Origin of the sequence: Streptomyces justiciae (assembly GCF_015163075.1) — a bacterium.
In the GTDB taxonomy this organism is placed as follows: domain Bacteria; phylum Actinomycetota; class Actinomycetes; order Streptomycetales; family Streptomycetaceae; genus Streptomyces; species Streptomyces justiciae.
This window is the reverse complement of sequence record NZ_JADDXU010000017.1, coordinates 131,196-156,157: the sequence shown is the minus strand read 5'-3', so window position 1 is coordinate 156,157 and position 24,962 is coordinate 131,196. Positions and strand designations below refer to the sequence as shown.

General features: G+C 70.3%; 23 protein-coding genes and 1 pseudogene. 16 read left to right on the top strand and 8 right to left on the bottom strand.

Features of this window, described 5'->3' with window-relative positions; genetic code table 11:
- Positions 1 to 22 precede the first annotated feature (22 nt).
- The 3 genes from IQ210_RS36670 to IQ210_RS36660 are packed head-to-tail and all read right to left on the bottom strand — an operon-like array spanning position 23 to position 2,303.
- On the bottom strand, positions 23 to 958 hold the full coding sequence (locus tag IQ210_RS36670; RefSeq protein WP_194083549.1) for an ABC transporter substrate-binding protein: 936 nt from the start codon (positions 956 to 958) through the stop codon (positions 23 to 25).
- Positions 955 to 1,626: an ABC transporter permease gene (locus IQ210_RS36665; RefSeq protein WP_194083548.1), complete on the bottom strand. Its 672-nt coding sequence runs from the start codon at positions 1,624 to 1,626 to the stop codon at positions 955 to 957. The genes IQ210_RS36670 and IQ210_RS36665 overlap by 4 nt, the downstream gene beginning before the upstream one ends.
- Positions 1,623 to 2,303 carry an ABC transporter permease gene (locus IQ210_RS36660; protein WP_194083547.1) on the bottom strand — a complete coding sequence of 227 codons (681 nt, stop codon included), beginning with the start codon at positions 2,301 to 2,303 and terminating at the stop codon, positions 1,623 to 1,625. Before IQ210_RS36660 ends, IQ210_RS36665 begins: the two co-directional genes overlap by 4 nt.
- A gap of 168 nt (positions 2,304 to 2,471) precedes the next feature.
- Between IQ210_RS36660 and IQ210_RS36655 the strand changes: the two genes are divergently transcribed.
- The 4 genes from IQ210_RS36655 (at position 2,472) to IQ210_RS36640 (ending at position 6,925) form a co-directional block, all read left to right on the top strand.
- Entirely contained in the window at positions 2,472 to 3,257 is a 786-nt protein-coding gene (locus IQ210_RS36655) for an ABC transporter ATP-binding protein (protein ID WP_194083546.1), read from the top strand.
- Positions 3,258 to 3,260: 3 nt separating this feature from the next.
- Entirely contained in the window at positions 3,261 to 4,571 is a 1,311-nt protein-coding gene (locus IQ210_RS36650; RefSeq protein WP_194083545.1) for an FtsX-like permease family protein, read from the top strand.
- Between the two features lie 147 nt (positions 4,572 to 4,718).
- Positions 4,719 to 5,576: an AAA family ATPase gene (locus IQ210_RS36645; RefSeq protein ID WP_194083544.1), complete on the top strand. Its 858-nt coding sequence runs from the start codon at positions 4,719 to 4,721 to the stop codon at positions 5,574 to 5,576.
- Positions 5,573 to 6,925: a vWA domain-containing protein gene (locus IQ210_RS36640; RefSeq protein WP_194083543.1), complete on the top strand. Its 1,353-nt coding sequence runs from the start codon at positions 5,573 to 5,575 to the stop codon at positions 6,923 to 6,925. The genes IQ210_RS36645 and IQ210_RS36640 overlap by 4 nt, the downstream gene beginning before the upstream one ends.
- Positions 6,926 to 6,964: 39 nt before the next feature.
- Here the strand turns inward: IQ210_RS36640 and IQ210_RS36635 are convergent, their stop codons facing one another.
- The 3 genes from IQ210_RS36635 to IQ210_RS36625 all read right to left on the bottom strand — a co-directional run bounded on the left by IQ210_RS36635 (position 6,965) and on the right by IQ210_RS36625 (position 9,057).
- Positions 6,965 to 7,330, bottom strand: coding sequence for a cupin domain-containing protein (locus IQ210_RS36635; protein WP_194083542.1), 366 nt, complete (start codon positions 7,328 to 7,330; stop codon positions 6,965 to 6,967).
- A 72-nt stretch (positions 7,331 to 7,402) separates the two neighbouring features.
- Positions 7,403 to 8,383 carry a threo-3-hydroxy-L-aspartate ammonia-lyase gene (locus tag IQ210_RS36630; RefSeq protein ID WP_194083541.1) on the bottom strand — a complete coding sequence of 327 codons (981 nt, stop codon included), beginning with the start codon at positions 8,381 to 8,383 and terminating at the stop codon, positions 7,403 to 7,405.
- Positions 8,380 to 9,057 carry a helix-turn-helix transcriptional regulator gene (locus tag IQ210_RS36625; protein ID WP_194083540.1) on the bottom strand — a complete coding sequence of 226 codons (678 nt, stop codon included), beginning with the start codon at positions 9,055 to 9,057 and terminating at the stop codon, positions 8,380 to 8,382. The genes IQ210_RS36630 and IQ210_RS36625 overlap by 4 nt, the downstream gene beginning before the upstream one ends.
- A gap of 254 nt (positions 9,058 to 9,311) precedes the next feature.
- Here IQ210_RS36625 and IQ210_RS36620 point away from each other — a divergent pair, with 254 nt between their 5' ends.
- From IQ210_RS36620 to IQ210_RS36605, 4 genes are all read left to right on the top strand, one after another.
- On the top strand, positions 9,312 to 9,503 hold the full coding sequence (locus IQ210_RS36620) for a hypothetical protein (protein WP_194083539.1): 192 nt from the start codon (positions 9,312 to 9,314) through the stop codon (positions 9,501 to 9,503).
- A 1,025-nt stretch (positions 9,504 to 10,528) separates the two neighbouring features.
- Positions 10,529 to 12,763, top strand: coding sequence for an MMPL family transporter (locus IQ210_RS36615; protein ID WP_194083538.1), 2,235 nt, complete (start codon positions 10,529 to 10,531; stop codon positions 12,761 to 12,763).
- A 327-nt stretch (positions 12,764 to 13,090) separates the two neighbouring features.
- Positions 13,091 to 14,026: a DMT family protein gene (locus tag IQ210_RS36610; protein ID WP_228049117.1), complete on the top strand. Its 936-nt coding sequence runs from the start codon at positions 13,091 to 13,093 to the stop codon at positions 14,024 to 14,026.
- A 6-nt stretch (positions 14,027 to 14,032) separates the two neighbouring features.
- Entirely contained in the window at positions 14,033 to 14,965 is a 933-nt protein-coding gene (locus tag IQ210_RS36605) for an SGNH/GDSL hydrolase family protein (RefSeq protein ID WP_228049116.1), read from the top strand.
- A gap of 4 nt (positions 14,966 to 14,969) precedes the next feature.
- On the opposite strand, the pseudogene IQ210_RS36600 reads toward IQ210_RS36605, so the two are convergent.
- Positions 14,970 to 15,387 (bottom strand): annotated as a pseudogene (locus IQ210_RS36600) (LuxR C-terminal-related transcriptional regulator); the annotation flags it as partial.
- 153 nt (positions 15,388 to 15,540) lie between these two features.
- Between IQ210_RS36600 and IQ210_RS36595 the strand changes: the two are divergent.
- The 6 genes from IQ210_RS36595 to IQ210_RS36570 all read left to right on the top strand — a co-directional run bounded on the left by IQ210_RS36595 (position 15,541) and on the right by IQ210_RS36570 (position 21,769).
- Positions 15,541 to 16,266: a response regulator transcription factor gene (locus tag IQ210_RS36595; protein WP_194083537.1), complete on the top strand. Its 726-nt coding sequence runs from the start codon at positions 15,541 to 15,543 to the stop codon at positions 16,264 to 16,266.
- 217 nt (positions 16,267 to 16,483) lie between these two features.
- Positions 16,484 to 17,716: a cytochrome P450 gene (locus IQ210_RS36590; protein ID WP_194083536.1), complete on the top strand. Its 1,233-nt coding sequence runs from the start codon at positions 16,484 to 16,486 to the stop codon at positions 17,714 to 17,716.
- 59 nt (positions 17,717 to 17,775) lie between these two features.
- Entirely contained in the window at positions 17,776 to 17,970 is a 195-nt protein-coding gene (locus tag IQ210_RS36585) for a ferredoxin (protein WP_194083535.1), read from the top strand.
- Positions 17,967 to 19,151: an NAD(P)/FAD-dependent oxidoreductase gene (locus IQ210_RS36580; protein WP_194083534.1), complete on the top strand. Its 1,185-nt coding sequence runs from the start codon at positions 17,967 to 17,969 to the stop codon at positions 19,149 to 19,151. Before IQ210_RS36585 ends, IQ210_RS36580 begins: the two co-directional genes overlap by 4 nt.
- Positions 19,152 to 19,334: 183 nt before the next feature.
- Positions 19,335 to 20,840, top strand: coding sequence for an aldehyde dehydrogenase family protein (locus tag IQ210_RS36575; protein ID WP_194083533.1), 1,506 nt, complete (start codon positions 19,335 to 19,337; stop codon positions 20,838 to 20,840).
- A 68-nt stretch (positions 20,841 to 20,908) separates the two neighbouring features.
- Entirely contained in the window at positions 20,909 to 21,769 is an 861-nt protein-coding gene (locus IQ210_RS36570) for an SDR family oxidoreductase (protein ID WP_194083532.1), read from the top strand.
- A gap of 80 nt (positions 21,770 to 21,849) precedes the next feature.
- Here IQ210_RS36570 and IQ210_RS48035 read toward each other — a convergent pair whose 3' ends face one another.
- Entirely contained in the window at positions 21,850 to 21,978 is a 129-nt protein-coding gene (locus tag IQ210_RS48035; protein WP_265584737.1) for a hypothetical protein, read from the bottom strand.
- Here IQ210_RS48035 and IQ210_RS36565 point away from each other — a divergent pair.
- Both IQ210_RS36565 and IQ210_RS36560 read left to right on the top strand, forming a co-directional pair.
- Entirely contained in the window at positions 21,959 to 23,758 is a 1,800-nt protein-coding gene (locus IQ210_RS36565; protein ID WP_194083531.1) for an MDR family MFS transporter, read from the top strand. The two genes, IQ210_RS48035 and IQ210_RS36565, sit on opposite strands and share 20 nt — an antisense overlap.
- The gene (locus IQ210_RS36560; RefSeq protein ID WP_194083530.1) at positions 23,755 to 24,894 is read left to right on the top strand and encodes an epoxide hydrolase family protein; all 1,140 of its coding nucleotides are present in this window, start codon (positions 23,755 to 23,757) and stop codon (positions 24,892 to 24,894) included. The genes IQ210_RS36565 and IQ210_RS36560 overlap by 4 nt, the downstream gene beginning before the upstream one ends.
- Positions 24,895 to 24,962: the final 68 nt, after the last annotated feature.

Genomic DNA, 24,962 nt, shown 5'->3' with positions numbered 1-24,962 from the left:
TCTACGAGGCCCCACTGACAATTCACTTCAGCAGGCCCTTGTCCTCCAGATACGCCCGCGCCACGTCCCGCGCCAACCGCCGCCAGCTGTCCACCTGTTGGTTCATCGACGCGAGGTCGGCCGTCGTCAGGACGTCGTTGAGTCGGCCCAGCGCCTCGGTGACGCCCTCGCTGCCGGCGCGGGAGCGGTTGACGACCGGCACCACGTAGTCGGCGTTCTGGAGGTGCTTGTCGTCGGCCAGCAGTACCAGTCCGAAGTCGCTCAGCGTGGCGTCGGTCGTGGTGGTCAGCACCATCTGGTCGTGGCCGCTCTGCACGGCCCGCTTGGCCTGCGTGGTGCCGACGCCCTTCGGGTCGACGCCGGTGATGTCGATGCCGTAGGTCTTCTTCAACCCCGGTTCGCAGTACGGCCGTTGCACGCACTCGTCGCCCGCGGCCAGCCGTACCTCCAGTCCCGAGGCGCCGAGGTCGCTCAGGGTCTTCAGGTCGTGCTCGCGGGCGTACGACGCGCTCACCGCGAAGGCGTTCTGGTCCACGGCCCTGCCGGGGTCGAGGACCGTCAGACCTCGCGGCGTGGCCAGTCGGCGCAGGGCCGTCATCGTGGCGTCGAGGTCCGGTGAGCCGGCCGGGGCGGCGTCGGCGCCGTTGGTCTTGGCGTTGAGCCAGTCGGCGAAGGTGGCCGCGTACTCGGGGACGACGTCGATCTGGCCCGACTCCAGGGCCGGTTCGTACAGTTCGCGGTTGGCGACGGTCAGCAGGGACGTCTTGTAGCCGGCCTGGTTGAGCAGCAGGGCATACATCTGGGCGAGCAGGTCGCTCTCGGTGAACCCGGCGGAGCCGATGGTCAGATGGTGGCTGTCGCCGGGTGCGGCGGTGACGGCGCCCTGGTTCTCCAGGGACGGGCCGGTGGAGCAGCCCGCCAGGAGCAGGGCGGCCAGCACTCCCCAGAGCCGCCTCACCGGCTCCCCCTCGCCCAGTGCGGCGCGAGCCGTTCCGCGATCTCGAAGACGCCCTCGACGATCAGCGCGAACGCGGCGACCAGCACCGCCCCGGCCACCACCTGCGGCGTGCTGGCGAGGTTGAAGCCGGCCGTGATGATCCGGCCCAGTCCGCCCCCGCCCGCCAGCGCGGCGATCGTGGCGGTCGCGACGAGCTGGACGGCGGCGATCCGGACCCCGTTGAGGATCATCGGGAGCGCAAGGGGCAGTTCCACCTGGACCATCGTCTGCCGGCCCGTCATCCCCATACCGCGCGCCGCCTGGACGACGCTCCGGTCCACCTCGCGCATGCCGACGTACGCGTTGGTGAGCAGGGGCGGCAGGGCGAACAGGACGAGCGCCACGACCGTGGGGCCTTCGCCCCAGTCGCCGATCGGGGTCAGGAGCAGCAGGACCAGCACGGCGAAGGTGGGGACCGCGCGGCCGATGTTGGAGATGTTGACCGCGAGCGCGCCGCCCTTGCCGAGGTGGCCCAGCACCAGGGCGATCGGCAGGGCGATCAGACAGCTGATGACCAGGCAGACGACCGTGAGGACGAGGTGTTGCAGCAGCCGGTGCCAGATGCCGTCGTCGCCCGCCCAGTGCGCGGGGTCGGTGAGCCAGTCCCAGGCGTCGGTGAGGGTCGTCATCCGCGGGTCGCCCTCGTCCAGGGGGTGAGCAGGCGCTGCACGCCGAGGAGCAGGACGTCGGCGAGGATCGCGATGACGACGCACAGGACGGAGGCGGTCAGGACCTGCGCCTTGAAGTAGGTGTTCATACCGGCGTAGATGAGGTTGCCGAGTCCGCCGTGGCCGACGATCGCGCCGACCGTTACCAGCGACACCGCGGACACCATGGCGATGCGGAGTCCGGCCATCGCGGCGGGCAGGGCGAGGGGCAGTTCCACGGTGAGCAGGAGGCGGATCGGGCCGTAGCCCATGCCGCGCGCGGCCTGCCGGGTCTCCTCGGGGACGGCCCGCAGACCGGCGAGGATGTTGCGGACCAGCAGGGTGAGCGAGTAGAGGACGAGACCCGCGACGACCAGGCTCGCGGAGAGCCCGTACACGGGCAGGAGCAGCGAGAACATCGCCAGGGACGGGATCGTGTAGAGGATCGTCGTGACGGCGAGGACGGGTCCGGCCGCCCAGCCCCAGCGGCGCGCCAGGACGGCGAGCGGCACGGCGATGACGAGGCCGATGAGCACCGAGACCGCGGTCAGTTGCAGGTGCTGGACGACGGCGTCGAGGAGGATGTGGCGGCGGGTGCTCAGATACTCGCCGCAGATCCACTCGTTGCGCGCGAGGCAGTCGTCCGGGGGCGCGGTCATGGGGCCATTGCACCGGGCCGGACCGGGGGTCGGCGCGTTGTGGTGACCCGTACGGGGTGGTGCTGAGTACACCCTCGGATACGGGTTCTGCGCCCCGTGTGGTCCGTCCTTCGTCTCCGTAGCTTCTTTGCCAGGGCACAGGGGGTGCCCGACCGAGAGGTGATGACGATGTTTCGCACAGGCTCGCGACGCAGGCACGACACGGGACCCGCCGCCGAGGCACTGCGGCTGGTCAAGGTCAGCAAGACCTACGGCAGCGACGACAGCGCCGTGACCGCCCTGGACGGGGTCACGCTCGGGCTGGGCCGGGGCACGTTCACCGCGGTCATGGGGCCGTCGGGGTCCGGGAAGTCCACGCTGCTCCAGTGCGCGGCCGGACTCGACCGGCCCGATCACGGCATCGTCGTCGTGGACGGCACCGAGCTGACCGGCGGCACGGAGGCGGAGCTGACGAAGTTCCGGCGCGGGCGGGTGGGCTTCGTGTTCCAGCAGTACAACCTGCTGGACACGCTGACCGTCGCGCAGAACACGGTGCTGCCGCTGAAGCTGGCCGGGCGGCGCGTCGACCGCGAACGGGCCCGGGAGATCCTGACCCGGGTCGGGCTCGGCGACCGGCTGGGGCACCGCCCCGACCAGCTGTCCGGAGGTCAGCGGCAGCGGGTCGCGATCGCCCGGGCGCTGGTCTGCGAGCCCCGGGTGATCTTCGCCGACGAGCCGACCGGCGCCCTGGACACGCGCAGTGCGCGCACGGTGCTGCGGCTGCTCCAGGAGGCGGTACGGGTGCACGGGCGGACCGTGGTGATGGTGACGCACGACCCCGTGGCCGCGTCGTACGCCGATTCGGTGCTGTTCCTCGCGGACGGCCGGCTGGCCGGTCACCTGCACGCGCCGACGGCGGACGCGGTCGCCGAACGCCTCGCGCACCTGGGCGACGACGTGACGGCGGGGGTGTGAGCGATGTTCGTACTGGCCCTGCGGTCGATCCGGCGACGGCCCGGACGGTTCCTCGCAACGCTGCTGTCCGCCTTCCTCGGCGCGGCGATCATCATGACGTTCAACTCGATGCACGACACGGCGGCCGGGAGCGGCGTCGACTCGGTGAGCTCGAACACGCTGACGACCGCGGCGAGCGTCGTGGGCGGTTACGGCTCCCTGCTGGTGTTCTTCGCCGTCGCCTCCACGCTGACGGTGAACGTCCGTCAGCGGGCCGCCGAGCTGGAGCTGCTGCGCTGCTCGGGGGCGACTCCGGCGCAGCTGAAGCGGATGGTCGTCGGTGAGGCGCTGGCCGTCGCCCTGGTGGGCGCGGCGCTGGCGATCGGGCCCGCGATGCTCGGCGGGCGGGCGCTGCTGGAGGTGTTCCAGGACAGCGGACAGGTGGCGGAGTCGGTGGACTACGCGTTCGGTCCGATCGCGTTGCTGACAGGCGTCGACATCACGCTGGTCGCCGCGGTGGGCGCCGCGTTCCTCGCCGTGCGGCGGGCGACGCGAGGGCAGCGGCGGCGGGGCGGGGCGCGGACGTTCCTCGCGTACGCCGCTCTGACGGCCGGCGCCCTGGGCGTGTGCTGCACCTTCCTCATGAAGGCGACGGACGAGACGCTGATGGCGCCGCCCGCGTACGGGGCGATCCTGCTGTCGGTGGGCTTCGCGCTGCTGTCACCACGGCTGCTGAAGGGGCTGCTGGACCGGCTGGCGCTGTCCGGGGCGAGCGGCTGGCTGGCGGTGCGCAATCTGCGGGAGCGGGCCGGGGAGCTCGCCGGCATCCTGATGTCGCTGATCCTGTTCACGGCGGTGGCCACGACCACGCTCACCGTGCAGGCGGTGGAGAGCGACGAGGTCGCGGCCTCGGGGCTGGTGAAGTCGGTGGACGCGAAGAACCTGGAGACGCTGAACTTCACGGTCGTCGGGATCATCGTGGTCTTCGTCTGCGTGATGCTGGTCAACTCGCTGTACGCCGCGACCACGTACCGCAGCCGGGAGTTCGGCCAGCAGCGGCTGGCCGGTGCGACGCCCGGTCAGGTGCTCGGCATGGTGGGCGCCGAGGGACTGGTCCTCACGGTCGCCGGGGTCTTCTTCGGCACGGTCGCGGCGCTTGCGGGGATCGTCCCGTTCACCGTGGTCCGCAGCGACGCGGTGCTGCCGGGGCAGGCCGTCGGCATCTGGCTCGCGGTCGTGTCCGTCGCGGCGGCGGTGACGGTGGGGACGAGCCTGGCGACGGCCCGGAAGGTGCTGCGCACACCGGCGACGGAGGCGGTGGCGCTGGCGGCGTGAGCGGTCTGCGGGCGAGGAGGGACGGCTGCTTCGGCGGCCGCCTCTCTTTCTGCGCCGCGGGATACCGGGTGACAGCAGCCCTGAACAAGCGCTTAGATAGGTGGACCACCGCTCAGCCCAGGAACCGCCACCGCCCAGGAGGCCCCGTTGTTCACCTCCGTCGACGACGTCTCCGCACGCCTCGCCGAGACCGGCTACCTCGCCTCGCCGTCGGTCGCCACCACCGTCTTCCTCGCGGACCGCCTCGGCAAGCCGCTCCTGGTCGAGGGCCCCGCCGGGGTCGGCAAGACCGAGCTCGCCAAGGCCGTCGCCGAGATCGCGGGGGCCGAGCTGGTGCGGTTGCAGTGCTACGAGGGCGTCGACGAGTCCCGGGCGCTGTACGAGTGGAACCACGCCAAGCAGCTGCTGCGCATCAGCGCGGGCCGCGACGAGACCTGGGACGAGACCCGCACCGACATCTTCAGCGAGGAGTTCCTGCTCACCCGCCCGCTGCTGACGGCGATCCGCGGCGACGAGCCGAAGGTCCTGCTGATCGACGAGACCGACAAGGCGGACGTCGAGGTGGAGGGCCTGCTCCTGGAGGTGCTCAGCGACTTCCAGGTGACGGTGCCCGAACTGGGCACGATCACCGCCACCCGGCGCCCCTTCGTCGTGCTCACCTCCAACGCGAGCCGTGAGCTGTCCGAGGCGCTGCGCCGCCGCTGTCTGTTCCTCCACATCGGTTTCCCCGAGGAGGAGCTGGAGCGCCGGATCGTCCGGCTGAAGGTGCCCGGCCTGGACGCGGCGCTGGCCGAGTCGGTGGTCCGGGTGGTGGGCGCGCTGCGCGCGATGGACCTGCGCAAGGTGCCGTCGGTCGCGGAGACCATCGACTGGGCGCGCACCCTGCTCGCGCTCGGCGCCGACTCGCTGGACGAGACCGTCGTACGGGACACCCTGGGCGTCCTCCTCAAGCATCAGGACGACGTCCTGAAGGCCGCCGCGAAGCTCGACCTGGACGCGCTGTGACCACGCCCGTCGCCGAGCGGCTCACCTCGCTCGTCGCCGCGCTGCGCGCCCACGGCATCCGGGTCGGGACGGGCGAGACCGTGGACGCGGCCCAGGCAATGGAAGCGCTCGGGTTCGAGGACCGGGAGCTGCTCCGCGAGGGGCTGGCCGCTACGCTGCTGCACGGCACCGCCCAACGGCCGGTGTTCGACCCGGTCTTCGACCTGTACTTCCCGCGCGGTGTCGGCGCGCCGGAGCCCGGGACGGCGGACCGGGACGACCTGCGCGACCGGCTGGCGGCGGCGCTCGCGGCGAACGACGAGGCGCTGCTGGCACGGCTCGCGGCCGAGGCCGTCGACGGCTTCGGCGGCTACGGCTCCTCCCCGGGCTCGGACGGCTGGTCGTCGTACCAGACCCTCGACCGGGTCCGCCCGCAGACGCTGCTCGCGCGGGTCCGCGCCGACGTCCGGGCGCAGAACGGGAGTTCGGGGTTCGCGGACCGGCTGCTCGACGACGAGATCCGGCGCCGGATCGAGGCGTTCCGGGGGCTGGTGGCCACGGAGGCGCGGCGGCGGGTCGCCGAGCGGCGCGACCGGGACCAGATCGCGCGCCGCGCGGTGGCGCCGACGGCGGACCGGGTGGACTTCCTGTTCGCCGGGAAGGACCGACTGGCCGAGCTGCGCAGGACGGTGCAGCCGCTCGCCCGGAAGCTGGCGACCCGTCTCGCGGCCCGTCGGCGGCGGGCCGCCCGGGGCAGCATCGATCTGCGGCGGACGCTGCGCGGGTCGCTGTCCACAGGCGGGGTGCCGATGCGGCCGGTGCTGCGCCGGCGCCGTCCGGCACGGCCCGAACTGGTGCTGCTGTGCGATGTGTCGGGCTCGGTGTCCGGGTTTTCCGACTTCACGATGCTGCTGGTGCAGGCGCTGCACGATCAGTTCAGCAAGGTGCGGGTGTTCGCCTTCGTCAACCGGATCGACGAGGTGACGGGGCTCCTGGAGCACGGCGCGGCCGACGCGGCGGGGCTCGGCGCCCGTATCCAGGCGGAGGCGACGCTCACCGGCTGGCACGGCAGCAGTGACTACGGCGTCGCCCTCGGGGAGTTCGCGGAGCGGCACGGCGACGCGATCGGCCCCCGTACGACGGTGTTCGTCCTCGGTGACGCCCGGACGAACATGAGCGACCCGAATCTCGCGGCCGTCCGGCAGATCACCGAACGGGCCCGCCGCGTGTACTGGTTGAACCCCGAGCAGCGCTCCCAGTGGGGGACGGGCGACTCCGCGGCGCCCGAGTACGCCGAGCTGGTGGAGATGCACGAGTGCCGCAACGTAAGGCAGTTGGGCGCGCTGGTGGGACGGCTGCTGCCGATCTAGGCGGCAGCAGCCCTTCTTCCGTCCGGCACGTCGCGCCCGTCAGCCCTCGGCAGGCCTGGCGTACTCGTTCGCCATGGTGCCCGCGAAGTCGTAGACCACGCACTGTTCGTCGCCCACCACCCAGGCGTCGTGCCCGGGCGGGATCACGAAGACGTCGCCGGGTCCCACCTCGGCCTCGCCGCCGCCGTCCATGGTGACGTGCATGCGGCCCTGGACGACATAGCCGTTGTGGTGCACTTCGCAGCTCTTGGTGCCGACGATCGGCGCCACGGACTCGGACCAGCGCCATCCGGGTTCGAAGGTCCCCACCGCGAAGTCGAGGCCGGTGAGGTGGACCGCTTCCAGGTGCCCTCGGGGGAAGTCCCGCCGCTCGTCCGGCTTGTCGAGGGTTTTCGTCTCCAGCATGTCGGCTCCCTTCACCACACGCCCCACTCCATCGTCCGCCTGTCCACTCGGCGCCGCCATTCGAGTGAGGCGTCACTCCCCCGCGGAGCCGCAGAGCTCGGCGAACCGCGCCGCGTCGACGTTCCCGCCGGAGACGATCACCCCGACACGGCGCGGCAGCCCCTCCACCCGGCCGGACAGCAGCGCGGCCAGCGGGGTCGCGCCGCTCGGCTCGACCACGATCTTGAGGTGCTCGAAGGCGAAGCGCATCGCGTCCCGGATCTCGTCGTCGGTGACCAGCGAGATCCCGTCGACGAGCCGCTGGTTCACGGGGAACGTCAGCTCTCCGGGGATGTGCAGGGCCTGCCCGTCGGCGATGGTGCGGGGCACCGGGATCGCGACGCGCCGACCGGCCTCCAGCGACCTCTTGGTGTCGTCCCCGGCCTCCGGCTCGACGCCGACGATCCGGACGCCGGGATGCAGGCCCTTGGCCGCCGTGGCGCACCCGGCGATGAGCCCGCCCCCGCCGACGGGCACCAGCAGGGCGTCCAACTCGCCTGTCTCCTCCAGGAGTTCCAGGGCGGCCGTGCCCTGTCCGGCCATGACGTGCGGATGGTCGTACGGCGGGATCAGGGCGAGACCGCGCTCGGCGGCCAGGGCTTCGGCGATGGCCACGCGGTCGCCGGTGTAGCGGTCGTACGAGACGATCTCGGCGCCGTAGCCGGCGGTGGCGGCCCGCTTGGAGGGCGGGGCGTCCTCGGGCATGACGATGACCGCGGTGCTGCCGAGCTCACGGGCGGCGAGGGCGACCGCCTGGGCGTGGTTGCCGGAGGAGTAGGCGGCGATCCCGCGGGCCAGTTGCTCGGGGGTGAGGCGGGAGGCCGCGTTGTAGGCGCCGCGGAACTTGAAGGCGCCGACCCGCTGGAAGTTCTCGCACTTGAGGAAGACCTCGGCGCCCACGCGCGCGTCGAGGGTGCGTGAGCGCAGTACCGGGGTGCGGTGGGCGACGCCCTTGAGCCGGTCGGCGGCGGAGCGGATGTCGTCGAGGGTGACGGGCGGGGGTGTGGTGGTCACGCGGGTCCTCCGGGAGGGGTGGAAGTCGTGGCGCGGGCCCGGGAGAGGTAGCTGTAGGCCGAGGCGCGGGAGATGCCTAGGCGGGCGGCGACCTGCTCGATGGCGCGGCGCACGGCGAAGACGCCGCGCTCGTCGAGGCTGCGGAACAGCGCGAGGCGTCCGGCACGGTCGAGCGCGCCCCACGGCTGGTGCCGGTGGGTGTCGAGGATGACGTCGACGACGGAGTCGATGTCGTCGCCGAAGGTGGTGACCGGCAGTTCGGCGGGGGCGGCGCCGCCACCGGCCAGGGCGCCGAGCAGTGCGTGGGCCTCACTGACGGCAGTCACGTCGAGGTTGACGCAGAGGGCGCCGAAGACGGTGCCCGTGGAGTCGCGCAGCACCATCGTGGACGACTTGACGGTTCTGCCGGTCCCCGTGCGCGTGACGTAGTTCAGCTCGTCGTGTGCCTCGTCGCCGCGGGCCACGATCCGCAGGCCGATCTCACTCATCGCCCCGCCCACCGCCCGCCCGGTCACCGCTCCGGCGAGGGCGACGACGGACTTCTCGGGGTTCCGGTAGTCGTGCAGCACGACCTCGCACAGCGGCCCGAACGTCGCCACCAGCCCGTCGACGACCGGCGTCAACGCGGCGACGATCGCGTCCCGCTCGGCTTCCAGGGCTCGCTCGGACGTCATGCCGTACTCCCGATTCTCGCGACCGACCAGCACGTCTAGACTACATATCCAAGGCTTGGACGTAAAGTCCAATCCACATCCGTCAGCTTCGGGGGCTTGTCGAGGGTCCGGCTGTGGAACGGCAGCACGCCGTGGCTCGTCACCCGGTACGAGGACCAGCGGGCGCTGGACGGCGACGCGCAGCCGAGCGTCAACCCGTGGCAGCAGGCTCCAGGCGAAGGCCGCCGACCCGGCCGACGACCTGCTCTCGCCCCTTGGCAGCGCGGATGCGGGACGGCGAACTCGCCCGCCACGACGCCGCGATGCTCGGCCCGCTGCTGCTCGGCCTGTTGTCTTCCATGGCGATGCGTCAGTTCCTCGGTTTCCTGCCCAGACAGATCCCGTACGAGCTGCTGGAAAAGCTGATGGAGATGAGCACGGCGTCCCCCGGGCCGATCGACAGCTGATTGCTCTCGAGCGGCTCTCCCCAGAACGCGGCGCGCTGTGCCCTGACACACAGCGGGCCGCTTGACACCTCGCCGCCCGATCGCCCGACAGCAGTACACACCTCAGGCGACGGCCGGTTCATCCGCGCCACTCACCCCGCTCGCCCCGAAGTGGAAGAGCAAAGTCGCCTCGGCCTACCCGCACGACGACGCGGTCCTCTACCTCTTCACGCTCTACTCCCGCGCGTACTGTTGGGAGGTGGCGAAGTTCGCGGCGCAGGATGTGTGTTCGGGCGCGGCGGCAACTCGCTGGGCGACGCCGTCTTCTGCGGTCAGAAGGTGATCGGCGTCGACAACCTTCGTCGTGTACTGCAGCGCCTGACCGCGCTCAACAATCACCCTCGCGCCGCGACTGAAGGATCAAGACATTCGCCAAGCGTTCCGGACGCCACTTCGCCCCCAGGCACACACAGGCAACAGCGCCATACAGAAGCCGGGCCGAACAGCACGCCCAGGTTCAGGCCGAGTCAGAACCAGCGGCGGAGCATCTCCCGGCCAGCAGCGCGGACACGACGAACGCGAGCACCGCATACGGTGGCCAGACCCAGCAGCGGGTTGGGAAAGCCGAAGACGGACGCCGGGCGCTGCGCATCATGTTCGAGGCGCCCCGTTGCCGAGACAGCATGCTGGCTCACCCTGACGCTCGGCGCGGCTGAGAGGGGCACCGACACCATCGACGAGTAGCGGATTGGACCATCAAGCGACCGCGGCAGAGCAAGGACATTGCGGCTCAGCTGGATCCCACCACATACCGTCGGCTGAAAACCGCACGCGTTCCCACCCGTGTCCCGTCTCGACGGGTGTAGCGGGCTACACCTCCGGTTCGGGAGGGTGCTCCCTCGTAACGACGCACTGCCGACGGAATCGTGGAGGGCGACGAAAGGACCCCTCCCAGCTCCCTTTTGAACTGGGTGCGCATCCCCCACAGAGGCGGTTCTTCGATTTCTCGCCGTTCCTGAACCGCTGATGTGGAGGCGTATCCCGCCATGGCAACCGTCCTTTATCACCTGGGCCGTGTGTCCTTCCGGTGGCGCTGGTTCGTCACCTTTTTGTGGGTGGCGGTACTGGGCGCCGCCGGCTTCGCCGCCTCGAAGGCGCCTGCCGCTGCGGACGAGGGCTTCACCATGCCCGGTATCGAATCGCAGAAGGCGTTCGACCTGCTGGAGCAGCGCTTCCCCGGCTCGGCGGCCGACTCGGCGAGCGCCCGGATTGTATTCGTGGCACCGAGCGGCGAGAAGGTCACGGCCACCGAGAACAGAAGGGTCATCGAGCACCTCGTCGACCAGGCTGCCGACGGCTCCCAGGTCGCCGACGCCGTCGACCCCTTCCAGGCGAAGGCGGTGAGCGCGGACGGTAGGACGGCGTACGCGACCGTCAGGTTCAAGACCGGCGCCGCCGACCTGGCCGATGCGAGCAAGGAGCACCTGGAGCGGGCCATCGACGGGGCCCGCGACGCGGGCCTGAGCGTCGAGGTCGGTGGCGACGCGCTGGCCAGCCAGCCCTCGGCGGGCGGCGCAGCCGAGGTGATCGGCATCGCGGTGGCCGCCCTCGTCCTGCTGATCACCTTCGGGTCGATGGCCGCCGCCGGGCTGCCGCTGCTGACCGCGATCCTCGGTGTCGGCCTCAGCATGGCCGGGATCATGGCCGTGTCGGAGGCGTTCGGCCTGTCCGAGAGCACCGGCACGTTGGCCACCATGCTCGGTCTGGCCTGCGGCATCGACTACGCCCTGTTCGTCGTCTCACGCTATCGGGAGGAGCGCGCGAAGGGGCACACGCCGCGGGAGGCAGCAGGTCTCGCCGCCGGTACGGCCGGTTCGGCGGTCGTCTTCGCCGGCCTCACGGTCGTCATTGCGCTGGCCGGGCTGTCCGTCGTCGGTATTCCGCTGCTCACCAAGATGGGGCTCGCCGCCGCTGCCGCGGTCCTGGTCGCGGTGCTGGTGTGCCTGACACTGGTTCCGGCCGTCCTCGGCTTCTGGCCGAACGCCGTTCTCTCGCGCGGCGCCCGCCGCAACTCCCGGCGCTACCGCGGGAAGCAGCGCAAGGAAGACAACGGCGGATCTCGCTGGGCGCGCATCGTCGTACGCCACCCGCTGCCGGTCCTGCTGCTCGGCGTCGTGGGGCTGGGTGCCGTCGCCACGCCCGTCCTGGACCTCCAACTCGGCATGCCCGGCGACGAGGCCAAACCCACCTCCACCACCGAGCGCCGCGCGTACGACGCTCTGGCCGAGGGCTTCGGTCCCGGCTTCAACGGGCCCTTGACGATCATTGTGGACGCCCAGGGCTCCGCGGACCCGAAGGCGGCTGTGGCAACGATCGCGAAGGACGTCCGGGCCACGGAGGGAGTCGTGTCCGTCTCGCTGGCCCGCTTCAACTCCGCGGGTGATACCGCGGTGTTCTCCGCCGTCCCGTCCACCGCACCGACGGACGAGAAGACCAAGGGTCTCGTCAGCACCATCCGCGACGAACGCCCCGGCATCGAGTCCAAGGCCGGCGCCTCCTTCGAGGTCACCGGCAAGACGGCGCTAGACATCGACGTCGCCGAGAAGGTGCAGGCCTCGCTGTTGCCCTATCTGACGGTCGTGGTGGGACTCGCCATCGTCCTGCTGCTGGTGGTGTTCCGGTCTCTGTTGGTGCCGGTGAAGGCCGCGTTCGGGTTCCTGCTGTCCGTGCTGGCGGCGCTGGGTTCGGTGGTGCTGGTCTTCCAGCAGGGGCACGGCGCGGACCTGCTGGGTGTGGAGTCCACCGGGCCGATCATGAGCATGATGCCGATCTTCCTGGTGGGCATCGTCTTCGGTCTCGCCATGGACTACGAGGTGTTCCTGGTCTCGCGGGTGCGCGAGTCCTACGTTCACGGGGACGCGGCCAAGACAGCGATCGTCTCCGGGTTCAAGCACAGTGCCCGGGTTGTCGTGGCCGCCGCGCTGATCATGATGGCCGTCTTCTCCGGTTTCATCGGGGCCGGCGAGTCGATGATCAAGATGATCGGGTTCGGGCTGGCCATCGCGGTCCTGTTCGACGCCTTCGTCGTCCGCATGGCGATCGTCCCCGCCGTCCTGTCTCTCCTCGGTGACAAAGCCTGGTACCTGCCCCGCCAGCTTGACCGGCTGCTGCCCGACATCGACGTCGAGGGCGAGAAGCTCAGCCGCAAGGTTCCCGCACCGACTGGTCCCGCCGCCGGCCCGGACGACCGGCCGCTGGCAAAGCCCGTCCCCATCCGCTAGCCGCAACCGCTCGGCCGCCTCTGAGGGCGGTCGCCCTCGACCGGGGCCGCCGAAGCGGCGGCGGCCCGGCGCGCCGCCCCCGTGGGGACAGAGGCGGCGCGATCCAAGGCCCGGCGGCGGGAGCTTTACCCCTGCTCCGGCCGCCGGGCCCGTGGCCATGACCGGAGGCGCGGGGTGTAGCCAGCTACACCCCCACCTCGGGAGGGCGCTCCCTCGTCCCGGCCGGCGGCCCACGGAATCGTGGACGACACAGTGAGGCTCCCCGCAAGCCCCGCTGAGCAGGCCTGACTTCGCCAGCCGCAACGCCCCCCGACTGGAGCCCTCGCGATGAACATCATGGTCGCCGTGGTACTGGCGCTCGCCTCCATCGCCGCCTACGCCGCCGCGGCCGCGACGCAGCACCACGTCGCCTCCACCGACGGGAATGGGCTGCGACGCCTGTTGGCCAGCCCCGCCTGGTGGGCGTCGAACGCCGCCAATGCCACGGGCGCGGCGCTGCACGTCGCCGCCCTGAAGTACGGTCCGCTCACCCTGGTCCAGTGCCTCGGCGCGCTAACCGTCACAGCCGCCATGCCGCTCGCCGCCCGCGGTGCTGGACGCCGCGTCAGCCGCGGCGAATGGCACGGGATGGCGCTCACCCTCCCCGGGTTCGCCGCCCTGCTCCCGCTCACCGCGACCGGCGGGGATTCCACGGGCGTCCCCACCACCCCCGCCGCCCCGGCCGTCGCGGTCACCGCCTCCCTCGTCATCCCGCTCGCTCTCTCGGTCCGCACCGGTACCCGGCGTACCCTGGCCCTGGCGGCGGCCTCCGGGATCGCCTCCGGCACGGGCTCGGCGCTCACCCAGACGGTCCTGCACACCGACTGTCTGCTGACCTGGCAGACCTCGCTGGTGGCTGTCCCGGTCGTCGCCCTGGCCGTGGCCGGTCTGCTGCTGTCCCTGACCGGCCACGGCCGTGCTCGGCGCTCCCCTCGCCACCCGTACCCTGGCCAACCCTCTGGCCGCATCGGCCATCGGCCTCACCCTCCTGGGCGAGCGCATCCACAACGGCCTCCCCGGCACCGCCCTGGCCCTCACCGGCGCAGCGCTCGCCAGCCGCGGAATCTTCTTGCTCGCCCGCCCCACCACCGCCTTCCCCGCAGCGGACGGCGCCCGAGCCCACGTCGCTCACGGCCCCGTCCGTACCGCTCCGGCCCTGCGGCCCCCGGTAGTTGGCCGCCTTACGTACCCGCGCCTCGCGGGAGCAACCCAGCTGGAAGGTAGGACCCTTTGAAGACGACCCATCTCCGAACCGCGCTGATCGGCGTCCTCGTCACCTGCGGCACGCTGGCCACCGTGGTCGGCGTCGCCCACAGCGAGCACGACGAGGCCCAGGCCGCCCCCTCTGCCAAAGGCCCGTACGTCGCCCTCGGCGACTCCTACACCGCCGGCCCGAAGATTCCCGGCCAGACCGGCGCTCCGGCCGGCTGCGACCGTTCCGACCACAACTACCCCGCACTGGTCGCCTCCCAGCTCGGCGTGAAGGACACCGGCTTCCGCGATGTCAGCTGCAGTGGCGCCACCATCGCCGACCTCACCAGACCCCAGCTCACGGACCAGGGCAGCAACCCGCCCCAGTTCGCGGCGCTTTCACCGAAGACCCGGCTGGTCACCCTCGGTATCGGCGGCAACGACATCGGTTTCGGCTCGATGATCAAGCGGTGTGTCACGATGGGAGTGGCCTACGAGGCCCTCGGCAGCGGCAAGTACATCCCCGAGGACACCCCTTGCAAACGGCACTACGTCGACGGCGGCACCGACGAGGTGGCGCGGAAGATCGAGGCCGCGGGGGAAGGGCTGGCCGGCGCGCTGACGGAGATTAACAGGCGCGCGCCCCAGGCGCGGGTCTATGTCGTCGGCTATCCGGCGATCCTGCCCGCCGACGGCGCCAGTTGCGGCGGCGAACTGCCCCTCGCACCCGGCGACATGAGCTACCTGCGGGAAAAGGAGCAGCAGCTCAACAGCGAGTTGCGGGAACGGGCTCAGGCATCCGGAGCGGTGTACGTCGACACGTACCGTCCGTCCGAGGGCCGCGATGCCTGCTCGGACGCGGCCACCCGCTGGATCGAACCCCTTGTCCCCAGCAGCCCGGCCGCGGCCGTCCACCCCAACGCGCGCGGCGAACGCGGGATGGCGGACGCCGTGCTGGATGTCCTGTGGTGACCGATCAATCACCCTTGTACTGATGGTCGTTGAGGTAGGCCAGCGATAGCGAGCACCCGGCGGTGCCCGCTGTCGCTGGGCGGCAGGTGCAGCTTCAGGAAGACGTTGCCGATGTGTTTGCTGACCGACCGCTCGGTGATGACCAGCGTCTTGGCGATGGTGGCGTTGTCGTGCCCCTCCGCCATCAGCTTCAGCACCTCGCGCCCGCGCGGGGTGAGGGAGTCCAGCGGTGAGTCCCGGCGGCGCGTCAGCAGCTCGGTCACCACCTCCGGATCCAGCGCCGCACCGCCGGAGGCGACCCGCTCCAGGGCGTCCAGAACTCGTCGACCCGGCCCACCCGGTCCTTGAGTAGGTAGCCGACCCCGCTCGCCCAGCAGCTCGGCGACGTACGACTCCTCGACGTAATGGGACAGGACCAGCACGTCCCGGACACAGGCTGATCGACACCGCCACCCGACTGGTCGACATCGTGGTCGACATGCGGCTGGCACCGGTCACGCCGACGCCCTGATCCCGAACCCGAACCTCCGCGGGAATTAGTTGAGTCAGGCAAGCTGAACGGTAGGGTGAAACACATGCACGGCAGTGGCACCCGAGTGAAACCGGCACTCGCCCGGGGAGCGGGTCAACACCTCCTACTCATCGTCCATGAGCCGGGCGTCGCCGAACTCCTTTCCACCACCCTGGAGTTAGCGGGATACCGCACCACCCTGGCCGGGACCGGGGGTGAGGCTCTGGCGCGGCTCGTGGAGCAACGGTTCGACCTGATGGTTGTTGACGCGTCACTTCCGGACATGGCGAGCCTCAGCCGGGAGCGGCCCGTGGTGCCCCATCGCCCACCGGCGCTCGTCCTCACGGAGTACGACTCGCTGGACGACCTCGTGCCCGAACTGGGCCCGGGGGAGCGGGACTACGTCACCAAGCCCTTCCGGGTGGCCGAGGTGCTGGCCCGTGTGCAGGTCCTGCTGCGGGACGCGCACCCCGGGCATCCGCGGGACGGCGCGCTCAGCTACCGCGACCTGGTCCTGGACGCACCTCTGTGCGAGGCGCGGCGCGGCACCCGTCCCCTCGACCTGACGCCCGCCGAGTACCGGCTACTGCGTCACCTCCTGCTCAACGCACACCGGGTGCTCTCCAAGGAGCAGATCGGCCGGTACGTCTGGGGCGACCACCACGGCGACAACTCCGTCGAGCAACTCGTCTCCCGTCTGCGGCGCAAGGTCGACCGTGACGCCCCCCGCCTGATTCACACACGCCGAGGGTTCGGCTACTGGTTCGGGTACGTCGACACCAAGCACTGACCTGCCGCATCAAACGGCGCCTGCGCTCACAACTCCCTTAGGCAACAAGCCATTTAGGCACCCAACGCGACTGTGATCTGAGTCACGTCAGCTCTCTGTCAGGGAACTGATCGGAAGGCGTCAGCCTGCTCTGTTTGCATGTGCTCATCGAGGCCTCGACCACTTCACCCCGGCGCTCCCGCCAGTCGAGCGGAGCCCCCCGCCACCGAGGAGAACCATGGCCGACACCCTGGCCGGACCCGTACCCGAGGCACCGGACTCTCCCCCCGAGTTCCCGATGCCCCGGGAGGCCCGCTGCCCCTTCGACCCGCCGCCTGCCCTGAAGGACCTCCAGGCACAGACGCCCCTGACGAAGGTGCGGCTGTGGGACGGCAGCGAACCGTGGCTCGTGACCCGGTATGCCGACCAGCGCGCCATTCTCGGCGACCTGCGGGTCAGTGCCGACCCCGACAGCCCCGGCTACCCGACCAAGGCCTCGCCCGAGGGCGGCGAGGGCAAGCTCAGCTTCATCATGATGGACGACCCCGAACACGCCCGGCTGCGCCGCATGGTGACGGCACCGTTCGCCGTGAAGAAGGTGGAGGCCCTGCGGCCCGCCGTGCAGAGAATCGTCGACGACCTGATCGACGGGATGCTGAGCCGGCCGGGCCCGGTGGACCTCGTGGAGGAGTTCGCCCTGCCTATCCCCTCCCTGGTGATCTGCGAACTGCTCGGCGTGCCCTACGACGACCACGCGATGTTCCAGGAGAACACCAAGACGATGGTCCGCACGACCGCGACCCCCGAGCAGCGCGGTGTGGCGACCCGGGAGATGGCCGGATACCTGGCCGGTCAGATCGCCCAGCGGCTCGCCGAGCCGAAGGACGACCTGCTATCCAGCATCGCCGGGCGGGTCACGGCCGGGGAGATCGACCACCAGCAGGCCACCGAGATGGCCCTGCTCCTGCTGATAGCGGGCCACGAGACCACCGCGAACATGATCGCCCTCGGCACCCTCGCCCTCCTCCAGAACCCCGACCAGCTCGCCCTGCTGCGCGAGAGCGACGACCCCAAGTTCGTCGCCGGCGCGGTCGAGGAACTCCTGCGTTACCTGCACATCACCCACCTGGGACGGCGCCGAGCGGTGACGGAGGACATCGAGGTCGCCGGGCAGGTCGTCATGGCCGGCGACGGCGTCATCATGGCCAACGAGATCGCCAACCGCGACCCCGAGGTGTTCCCCGACCCGGACCGGCTCGACCTCACCCGCGACGCCCGCCGCCACGTCGCCTTCGGCTTCGGCGTCCACCAGTGCCTGGGCCAGCCGCTGGCCCGCATGGAACTCCAGGTCGTCTACGGCACCCTCTACCGGCGCATTCCCACGCTGAAGCTGGCCTGCGCGCTGGAGGACGTGAAGTTCAAGAACGACGCGTTCATCTACGGCGTGCACGAACTGCCCGTCTCCTGGTGACGGCTCCCCGTCCCGCGAACGAACCAAGAACCACGAGCGAAGCAAGTAAGGGGAATCCCATGAAGGTGGAGCTGGACGCCGACAAGTGCGTCGCCTCCGGGCAGTGCGTGCTCGCCGCGATGGACGTCTTCGACCAGGACGACGACGGCATCGCTATCCTCCTGGAAGAGCAGGTCGGCGACGACCGACTCGACGACGTCAAGGAGGCCGTTGTGGTCTGCCCGGCCGCCGCCATTCGGCTGGTCGAGCAGTGAGGCGGATCGTCGTCGTCGGTGCCTCGGCTGCCGGACTCGCAGCGGCCGAGACCCTCCGCCGGGAGGCCTACGAAGGCATCATCACCCTGGTCGGCGACGAACCGCTCGCCCCGTACGACCGCCCGCCCCTGTCGAAGCAGATCCTGGCCGCGGAGTGGGAGCCCGAGCGGCTGGCGCTGCGCACCCCCGACACGCTGGCCGCGCTCGACCTCGACCTGCGGCTCGGCGTGACGGCCACCGGCCTCGAACCGGCCGACCGCACCATCGAGTTGGCCGACGGATCCGCCGTCCCGTACGACGGGCTGGTTATCGCCACCGGGGTCCGGCCGCGCCGACTGCCCGGCGAGGGCGCGCACGTCCTGCGCACGCTCGACGACGCGCTGACCCTGCGGGAGCAGCTCACCCCGGGACGGCGGCTGGTCGTGGTGGGCGCCGGTTTCCTCGGCGCGGAGGTCGCCGCCGTCGCTTGGCGACTCGGCTGCGAGGTCACCCTCCTCGAACCCGCCCCGGTGCCCCTGGCCCACGCCGTCGGCATGGAGGTCGGCAAGGTCCTGACGAACGCCCATCTGGAACGGGGCGTTGACCTGCGCTGCGGAGTCACCGTCACCGAGGTGACCGAGGACGGCGTGCGGCTCGCGGACGGCTCCGAGATCGAGGCCGACGAGGTGCTGGTCGCCATCGGCTCCCTGCCCAACACCGACTGGCTCGCGGGCAGCAGCCTGACCGTCGGGGACGGCGTGGTGTGCGACGAGTACTGCAAGGCCGGCCCGAACGTGTACGCGGCCGGTGACGTCGCCCACTGGTACAACCCGTTGTTCGGTACCTCGATGCGCATCGAGCACCGCACGACCGCCGCCGAACAGGGCATGGCCGCCGCCCGCAACCTGCTGCACCCCGAGGCGGGTAAACCCTTCGCACCGGTGCCGTACTTCTGGTCCGACCAGTACGACATGAAGATCCAGGCCTACGGCTATCTCCGCGACCACGCCGAAGTCGCCCTCGTCGAGGGCGACCTGGCCGAGCGGAAGTTCGTCGCCGCATACCGCACCGGCGACCGCGTCACCGGCGCCCTCGCCGTCGGCATGCCGCCCAAGGCGATCCGCCAATGGCGGCAGGCGATTGCGACGGGTGCGGCGTGGCACGACACCGTGAGCACCGCCGTCCCCGCCATGGAGTCCTGACCCCCGATCCATGCGAGCGCGGCGGCCGGGGGGACGCTTCGTGCCTGATCAGATCACATACGCCGGGCTCGAAGCCGGTATCTCGCGCACGCACCGTCCAACGACGTCTGGCCATTCTCGGCCTCCCGAGCCGCCCCGTGCCGCACATCGACAAACTTCATCCCCCCCATGAGGAGATAGACGATGTCCACTACTCCATCAGGCCCGCCGCCGACAGCGTCCCCGCACGAGGAGCGCCTGCTGATCGACGGAGAGCTCCGTAGCGCCGCGGGCAGCGGCACGCTCGAGGTGCTCAACCCGGCGGACGGCACCGTTCTGGGCAAGGTCGCCGACGCCGGCCGGGAGGACATGCTCGACGCGATCGCCGCGGCCCGGCGCGCGTTCGAGGAGACGGACTGGGCCGTCGACCGGCAGTTCCGCAAGCGCGGCCTGACCCAGCTCCTCGACGCGCTGGTTGAGGAGAAGGACGAGCTGCGTGAGGAACTCATCGCGGAGGCCGGAGCTCCGCGCATGCTCACCTATGGTGCCCAGCTGGAGGAGCCTCTGCAGAAGTTCCGATGGCACATCGACCACATCGACCGGTTCGAGTGGGTACGCCGACTCGACGACACCGTCAACCGGTTCACCAACGAGCCCAGCGAGCGGTGGGTGGTCAAGGAGCCCGTCGGCGTCGTCGCCGCCATCACCCCATGGAACTTCCCCTTCGGGCTCATGCTCGTCAAGCTCGCCGGCGCTCTCGCCACCGGCAACACGGTCATCGCGAAGCCCGCCCCCGAGACACCGTGGAACGCCACCCGCATCGGCCGGATCGTCGCCGAGCGCACCGACATCCCGGCCGGCGTGGTCAACGTGGTGCCGACCAGCAACCTCGACACGGCCGAACTCCTCCTGACCGACCCGCGCGTCAACATGGTGTCGTTCACCGGCTCCACGGCCACGGGGCAACGCATCCTCGAACTCGCCGCGCCCACCTTCAAGCGCACGATGCTGGAGCTCGGCGGAAAGAGCGCGTCGATCATCCTCGACGACGCGGACCTCACGCAGGCCATCCCGCAGGCGCTCGGAGCGCTCGCACACTCGGGCCAGGGGTGCGCACTGCCGACACGACTGCTCGTGCACCGCAAGGTCTACGACCAGGTCGTCGCCGGCCTTGCACAGGCGTTCCAGCAGGTGTCCTGGGGTGACCCTCAGGACCAGGGCACGCTGGCCGGCCCGCTCATCTCGGCCCGGCAGCGCGACCGCGTCGCCGACTACATCCGCATCGGCCGGGAACAGGGCGCGAGGCTCGCCGTCGGCGGTGGCGTCCCCGACCGCGCGGGCTTCTGGGTGGAGCCGACACTCTTCGTCGACGTCGACAACGACTCCACCATCGCGCAGGAGGAAATCTTCGGACCGGTGCTCACCGTGACACCGTTCGACACCGACGAAGAGGCGATCCGGCTCGCCAACGCCAGCCGGTACGGCCTCGCCGGATACGTCGCGTCAGCCTCGACGGAGCGCGCTCTGCGCATCGCACGCGCCGTCCGAGCCGGCAGTCTCATGATCAACGGCGGCTCGTTCTCCGGCGGGGACGCCCCCTTCGGCGGTTACAAGGCCAGCGGCATCGGCCGCGAGGGCGGCCGCGAGGGCTTCGAGGCCTACACCGAGACCAAGACCATCGGGTCCGCTCTTTCACTCCCCCTTTCCTGACCCACCCCCTCCCCCACACACGGCAGATCCGCGACCGCCATCAGGCGTGGATGAGAGGAACCGGACACATGGACGACTACCTTCAGTACACCGGCAAGACCGCGGTCGTGACCGGCGCCGCCTCCGGGATCGGCAGGGCGACGGCGAAGCGCCTCGTGGAACTGGGCGCGCATGTCCACGCCATCGACTACGCCACGACCGAGCTGCCAGGTCTCGCCTCCGCGATCCAGGCGAACCTGGCGGTACGCGACGACATCGACCGGGCGTTCGCGAAGCTCCCCGAGCACATCGACACATTCTTCGGCGTGGCCGGAGTCTCGGGTCTCCAGCACGATTACAACACGACCCTGCTGATCAACTTCGGCGCCAACAAGTACATCTCGGACGCGTACCTGGAGACGCGGATGGGTGACGGCGGCGCCATCGTCTATGTGACCTCCACGGGCGGCATCAACTGGGAGCGCTACCAGGAAGAACTCGAAGGACTGATCCACGTCGACGGGTGGGACGCCATCGTCGCGGCGATCGAGGGACTCGGTCTCAAGGACCAGCCCGGGCCGGCCGCCTATCCCCTCTCGAAGCGGGTGCTCAACCTGTTCATGGCGCACAGCGCCACCGCACTCGGGAGCCGCGGCATCCGGGTGAACGCAGTGCTCCCCACGAGCACCGAGACCGGTCTGACGTCGGACTTCGCCGTGATGGCCGGCGGACGCGCATCGCTTGAGTCGCGTGCCGGCCTGAACCAGCGTCTGGCCACGCCGGAGGAGATGGCGGACCCCGTCGTGTTCCTCAACTCCCATGCGGCGCGGTACATCTCCGGGCACCCGCTCCTGGTCGACTTCGGCGCCCGCAACCTGCAGCTCCTCGGACGCACGGCCGACGCGCTGGACCGCCCGCTTATCGGGAACGCGCAGGCCGCGCGCTCCTGATTCCCCGCACGCCTGCCTGCCGCGGGGGTGCGCGAAGGTCTACGCCCGTCCTCACCCGCGCGCACCCCTCTGCCCTGACGTCAGGTGAGCGTCCTGTTGTTCTCCGGCGCCGCGGCTGCGATGTCCTCCACGCACGCGTCGAGCGCGACACACAGCAAACCGGTGACCTGAAAACCGTCGAGGAGCACAGTGAACGAGTCGACACTCACGGAGGCGTCCCCCACGTCCCGTCGTCAGGTACTGAAGGTGCTCAGCGGCCTGCTCCTCGCGCTCTTCGTCTCGACACTCAGCAGTACGGTGGTCTCCAGCGCGCTGCCGAAGATCATCGAAGACGTGCACGGGACACAGACCCAGTACACGTGGGTCGTCACCGCGACCCTCCTCACCACGACGGCGACGACTCCGATCTGGGGCAAACTCGCCGACCTCTTCAGCAAGAAGACCCTTCTCCAGGTCTCCATCGTCATCTTCGTGCTCGGTACCGTGGCGTGCGGGATCAGCCAGACGGGCGGTCAGCTGATCGCCGCGCGGGCCCTCCAGGGCGTCGGCGTGGGAGGTGTCCAGGCGCTCGTCCAGATCGCCATCGCCGCCACCATCCCTCCTCGCGAACGCGGCCGTTACAGCGCTTACCTGAGCGGCACCACCTCGACGTCGACCATCGGTGGGCCGCTCCTCGGCGGTGTCATCGTCGACACCTCGTGGCTGGGCTGGCGGTGGAGCTTTTTCATCGCCATTCCGCTCTCCGCCGTCGCGTTCCTCCTGCTCCAGCGGACGCTGAACCTTCCTGTGCTGCGCCGGGAGAACGTGCGGATCGACTATCTGGGGGCCACCCTGATCGCTACCGGGGTCAGTGTCCTGCTCATCTGGGTGTCCTTCGTCGACGGCTCCTTTGCCTGGGCCTCCTGGCAGACCGCCGCCATGCTGTCCGGCGGGCTGGCCCTGCTCGCCGCCGCCGCGTGGGTGGAGAAGCACAACACCGAACCGATCGTCCCGCTCGCCATCGTGCGGCAGCGCACCACGGCACTGGCGATTCTCGGCAGCCTGGCCGTCGGTACGGCCATGTTCGGCGCCTCGGTCTTCCTCAGCCAGTACTTCCAGCTCAGCCGCGGCCGCACGCCCACCGAAGCCGGCCTGCTGACCATTCCGATGATGGCCGGCATCCTGATCGCCTCCATCGTCGCCGGCCGGCTGATCAGCCGGAGCGGGAAGATCAAGCCGTTCCTCATCACCGGCGCCGCACTGCTCACGGTCGGCTGCGCGGGCCTCGGCGTCATCGACAACAAGACCCCCATGGTCCTCCTGGCCGTGTCGATGCTGTGTGTCGGGATGGGCGTCGGCATGACTCTGCAGAACTTCGTACTCGCCGTGCAGAACACCGTGCCACTGAAGGACGTCGGGGCGGCGAGCTCCACGGTGACGTTCTTCCGCTCCCTCGGCGGCACGATCGGCGTCGCCGTCCTCGGCGCAATCTTGGCCCGGCAGGTCGAGGACGGAACCGCAAGCGGTCTTGCCTCCGCCGGACTGTCCGGCGCGGACTCGAACTCTGCCGCGGTGCAGGAGATCATCCGCGTCGCCTACGGCGACGCGACAGCACACATCTTCCTCCTCGCGGCCGCCGCAGCCCTTCTCGCCGTCATCGCCGCCGTCCTGCTCAAACCAGTCAACCTGCGCAGCAGCCTCGACCTGCCTGAGAAGACCGACGACGCGGTGACTGCGGCACCCGGCCCCGACCAGGGCACGCGTTCGAACACAAGATGCCGATGTGCCCGGTCGCTGCCATACCGGGGCGGATCACGGAAGACCACAAACCGGTGGGCGTCCGGGTACCGGCCCTCGCCGACCAGCACCGGGCCACCTCGGCAGCAACCGCCTTCAACGGACACGGACGTTGACTGTGGACCACCACCCGCCACCCACCACCGTCACCGGACGGTCGCGCCTCCGGCCTCGCCACCGCCTGGCCCGAACCAGGAAAGCCCCCCCACATGACCGCGATCACCCCCTTTCGCATCGACATCCCCCAATCCCAGCTGGACGACCTGCACGACCGCCTCGACCGCACCCGCTGGCCCGACGAACTCCCTGGCGTCGGCTGGGAGTACGGCATCCCCCTCAACTACAGCAAAGAGCTGGCAGACTACTGGCGGCACTCCTACGACTGGCGCGTCCACGAAAAACGCCTGAACTCCTTCCCGCAGTTCACCACCGAGATCCACGGCCAGAACGTGCACTTCATGCACGTTCGTTCGGCGAACCCCCACGCCCTGCCGCTGATCGCCACCCACGGCTGGCCCGGCTCCCTCGTCGAACTCCTCAACATCATCGAGCCGTTGAGCGAGGACTTCCAGGTCGTCGTCCCCTCCATACCCGGCTACGGCTTCTCGGGCCCCACCCGCGAGAAAGGCTGGAACGTCGAGCGCGTCGCCCGGACCTGGGCAGAGCTGATGAGCCGGCTCGGCTACACCCGTTACGGGGCCCACGGCAGTGACTGGGGCTCGGCCATCACGCGAGAACTGGGCCGAATCGACGCCGAACATGCCGCGGCCGTACACGTCACCATGATCGGCATGCCTCCCCAGCCAGGCCTGGAGCCCTACACCGAGGAAGAGCAGCGGCGGCTCCAGCACGGGCAGCGATACCAGCGTGAGCTCTTCGGCTACGCAGCCATCCAGTCCACTCGGCCGCAGACACTCGCCTACGCCCTGCACGACTCACCGGTCGGACAACTGGCCTGGATCGTGGAGAAGTTCAGGGACTGGACAGACTCCGCCGACATACCCGAGGACGCCGTGGACCGCGACCAAATGCTCACCAACGTCATGGTCTACTGGCTCACCGGCACGGCCGGCTCCGCAGCCCGCCTGTACTACGAGTCCCTGGCCGCCCGGGTGCGGCCGGTGGAGCCCTCCCCCACCCCGACCGGTGTCGCGGTCTTCCCCAAGGATCTCAGCCTGTCCGTCCGCCGGTTCGCAGAGGCCGCCAACACCATCACACACTGGTCCGAGTTCGACCGCGGCGGCCACTTCCCCGCCATGGAGCAGCCCGATCTGCTGGTCGCCGACATCCGAGGGTTCTTCCAGAGCCTTCCGGAGATATCACGGTCATCATTTCGATCTCGGCCGTGAGAGGCCGAGCTTGTGGACTGAGTGATTCACGCCTCGTGCGTTCCCCGGTCTGCCTCCACGTCCATCAG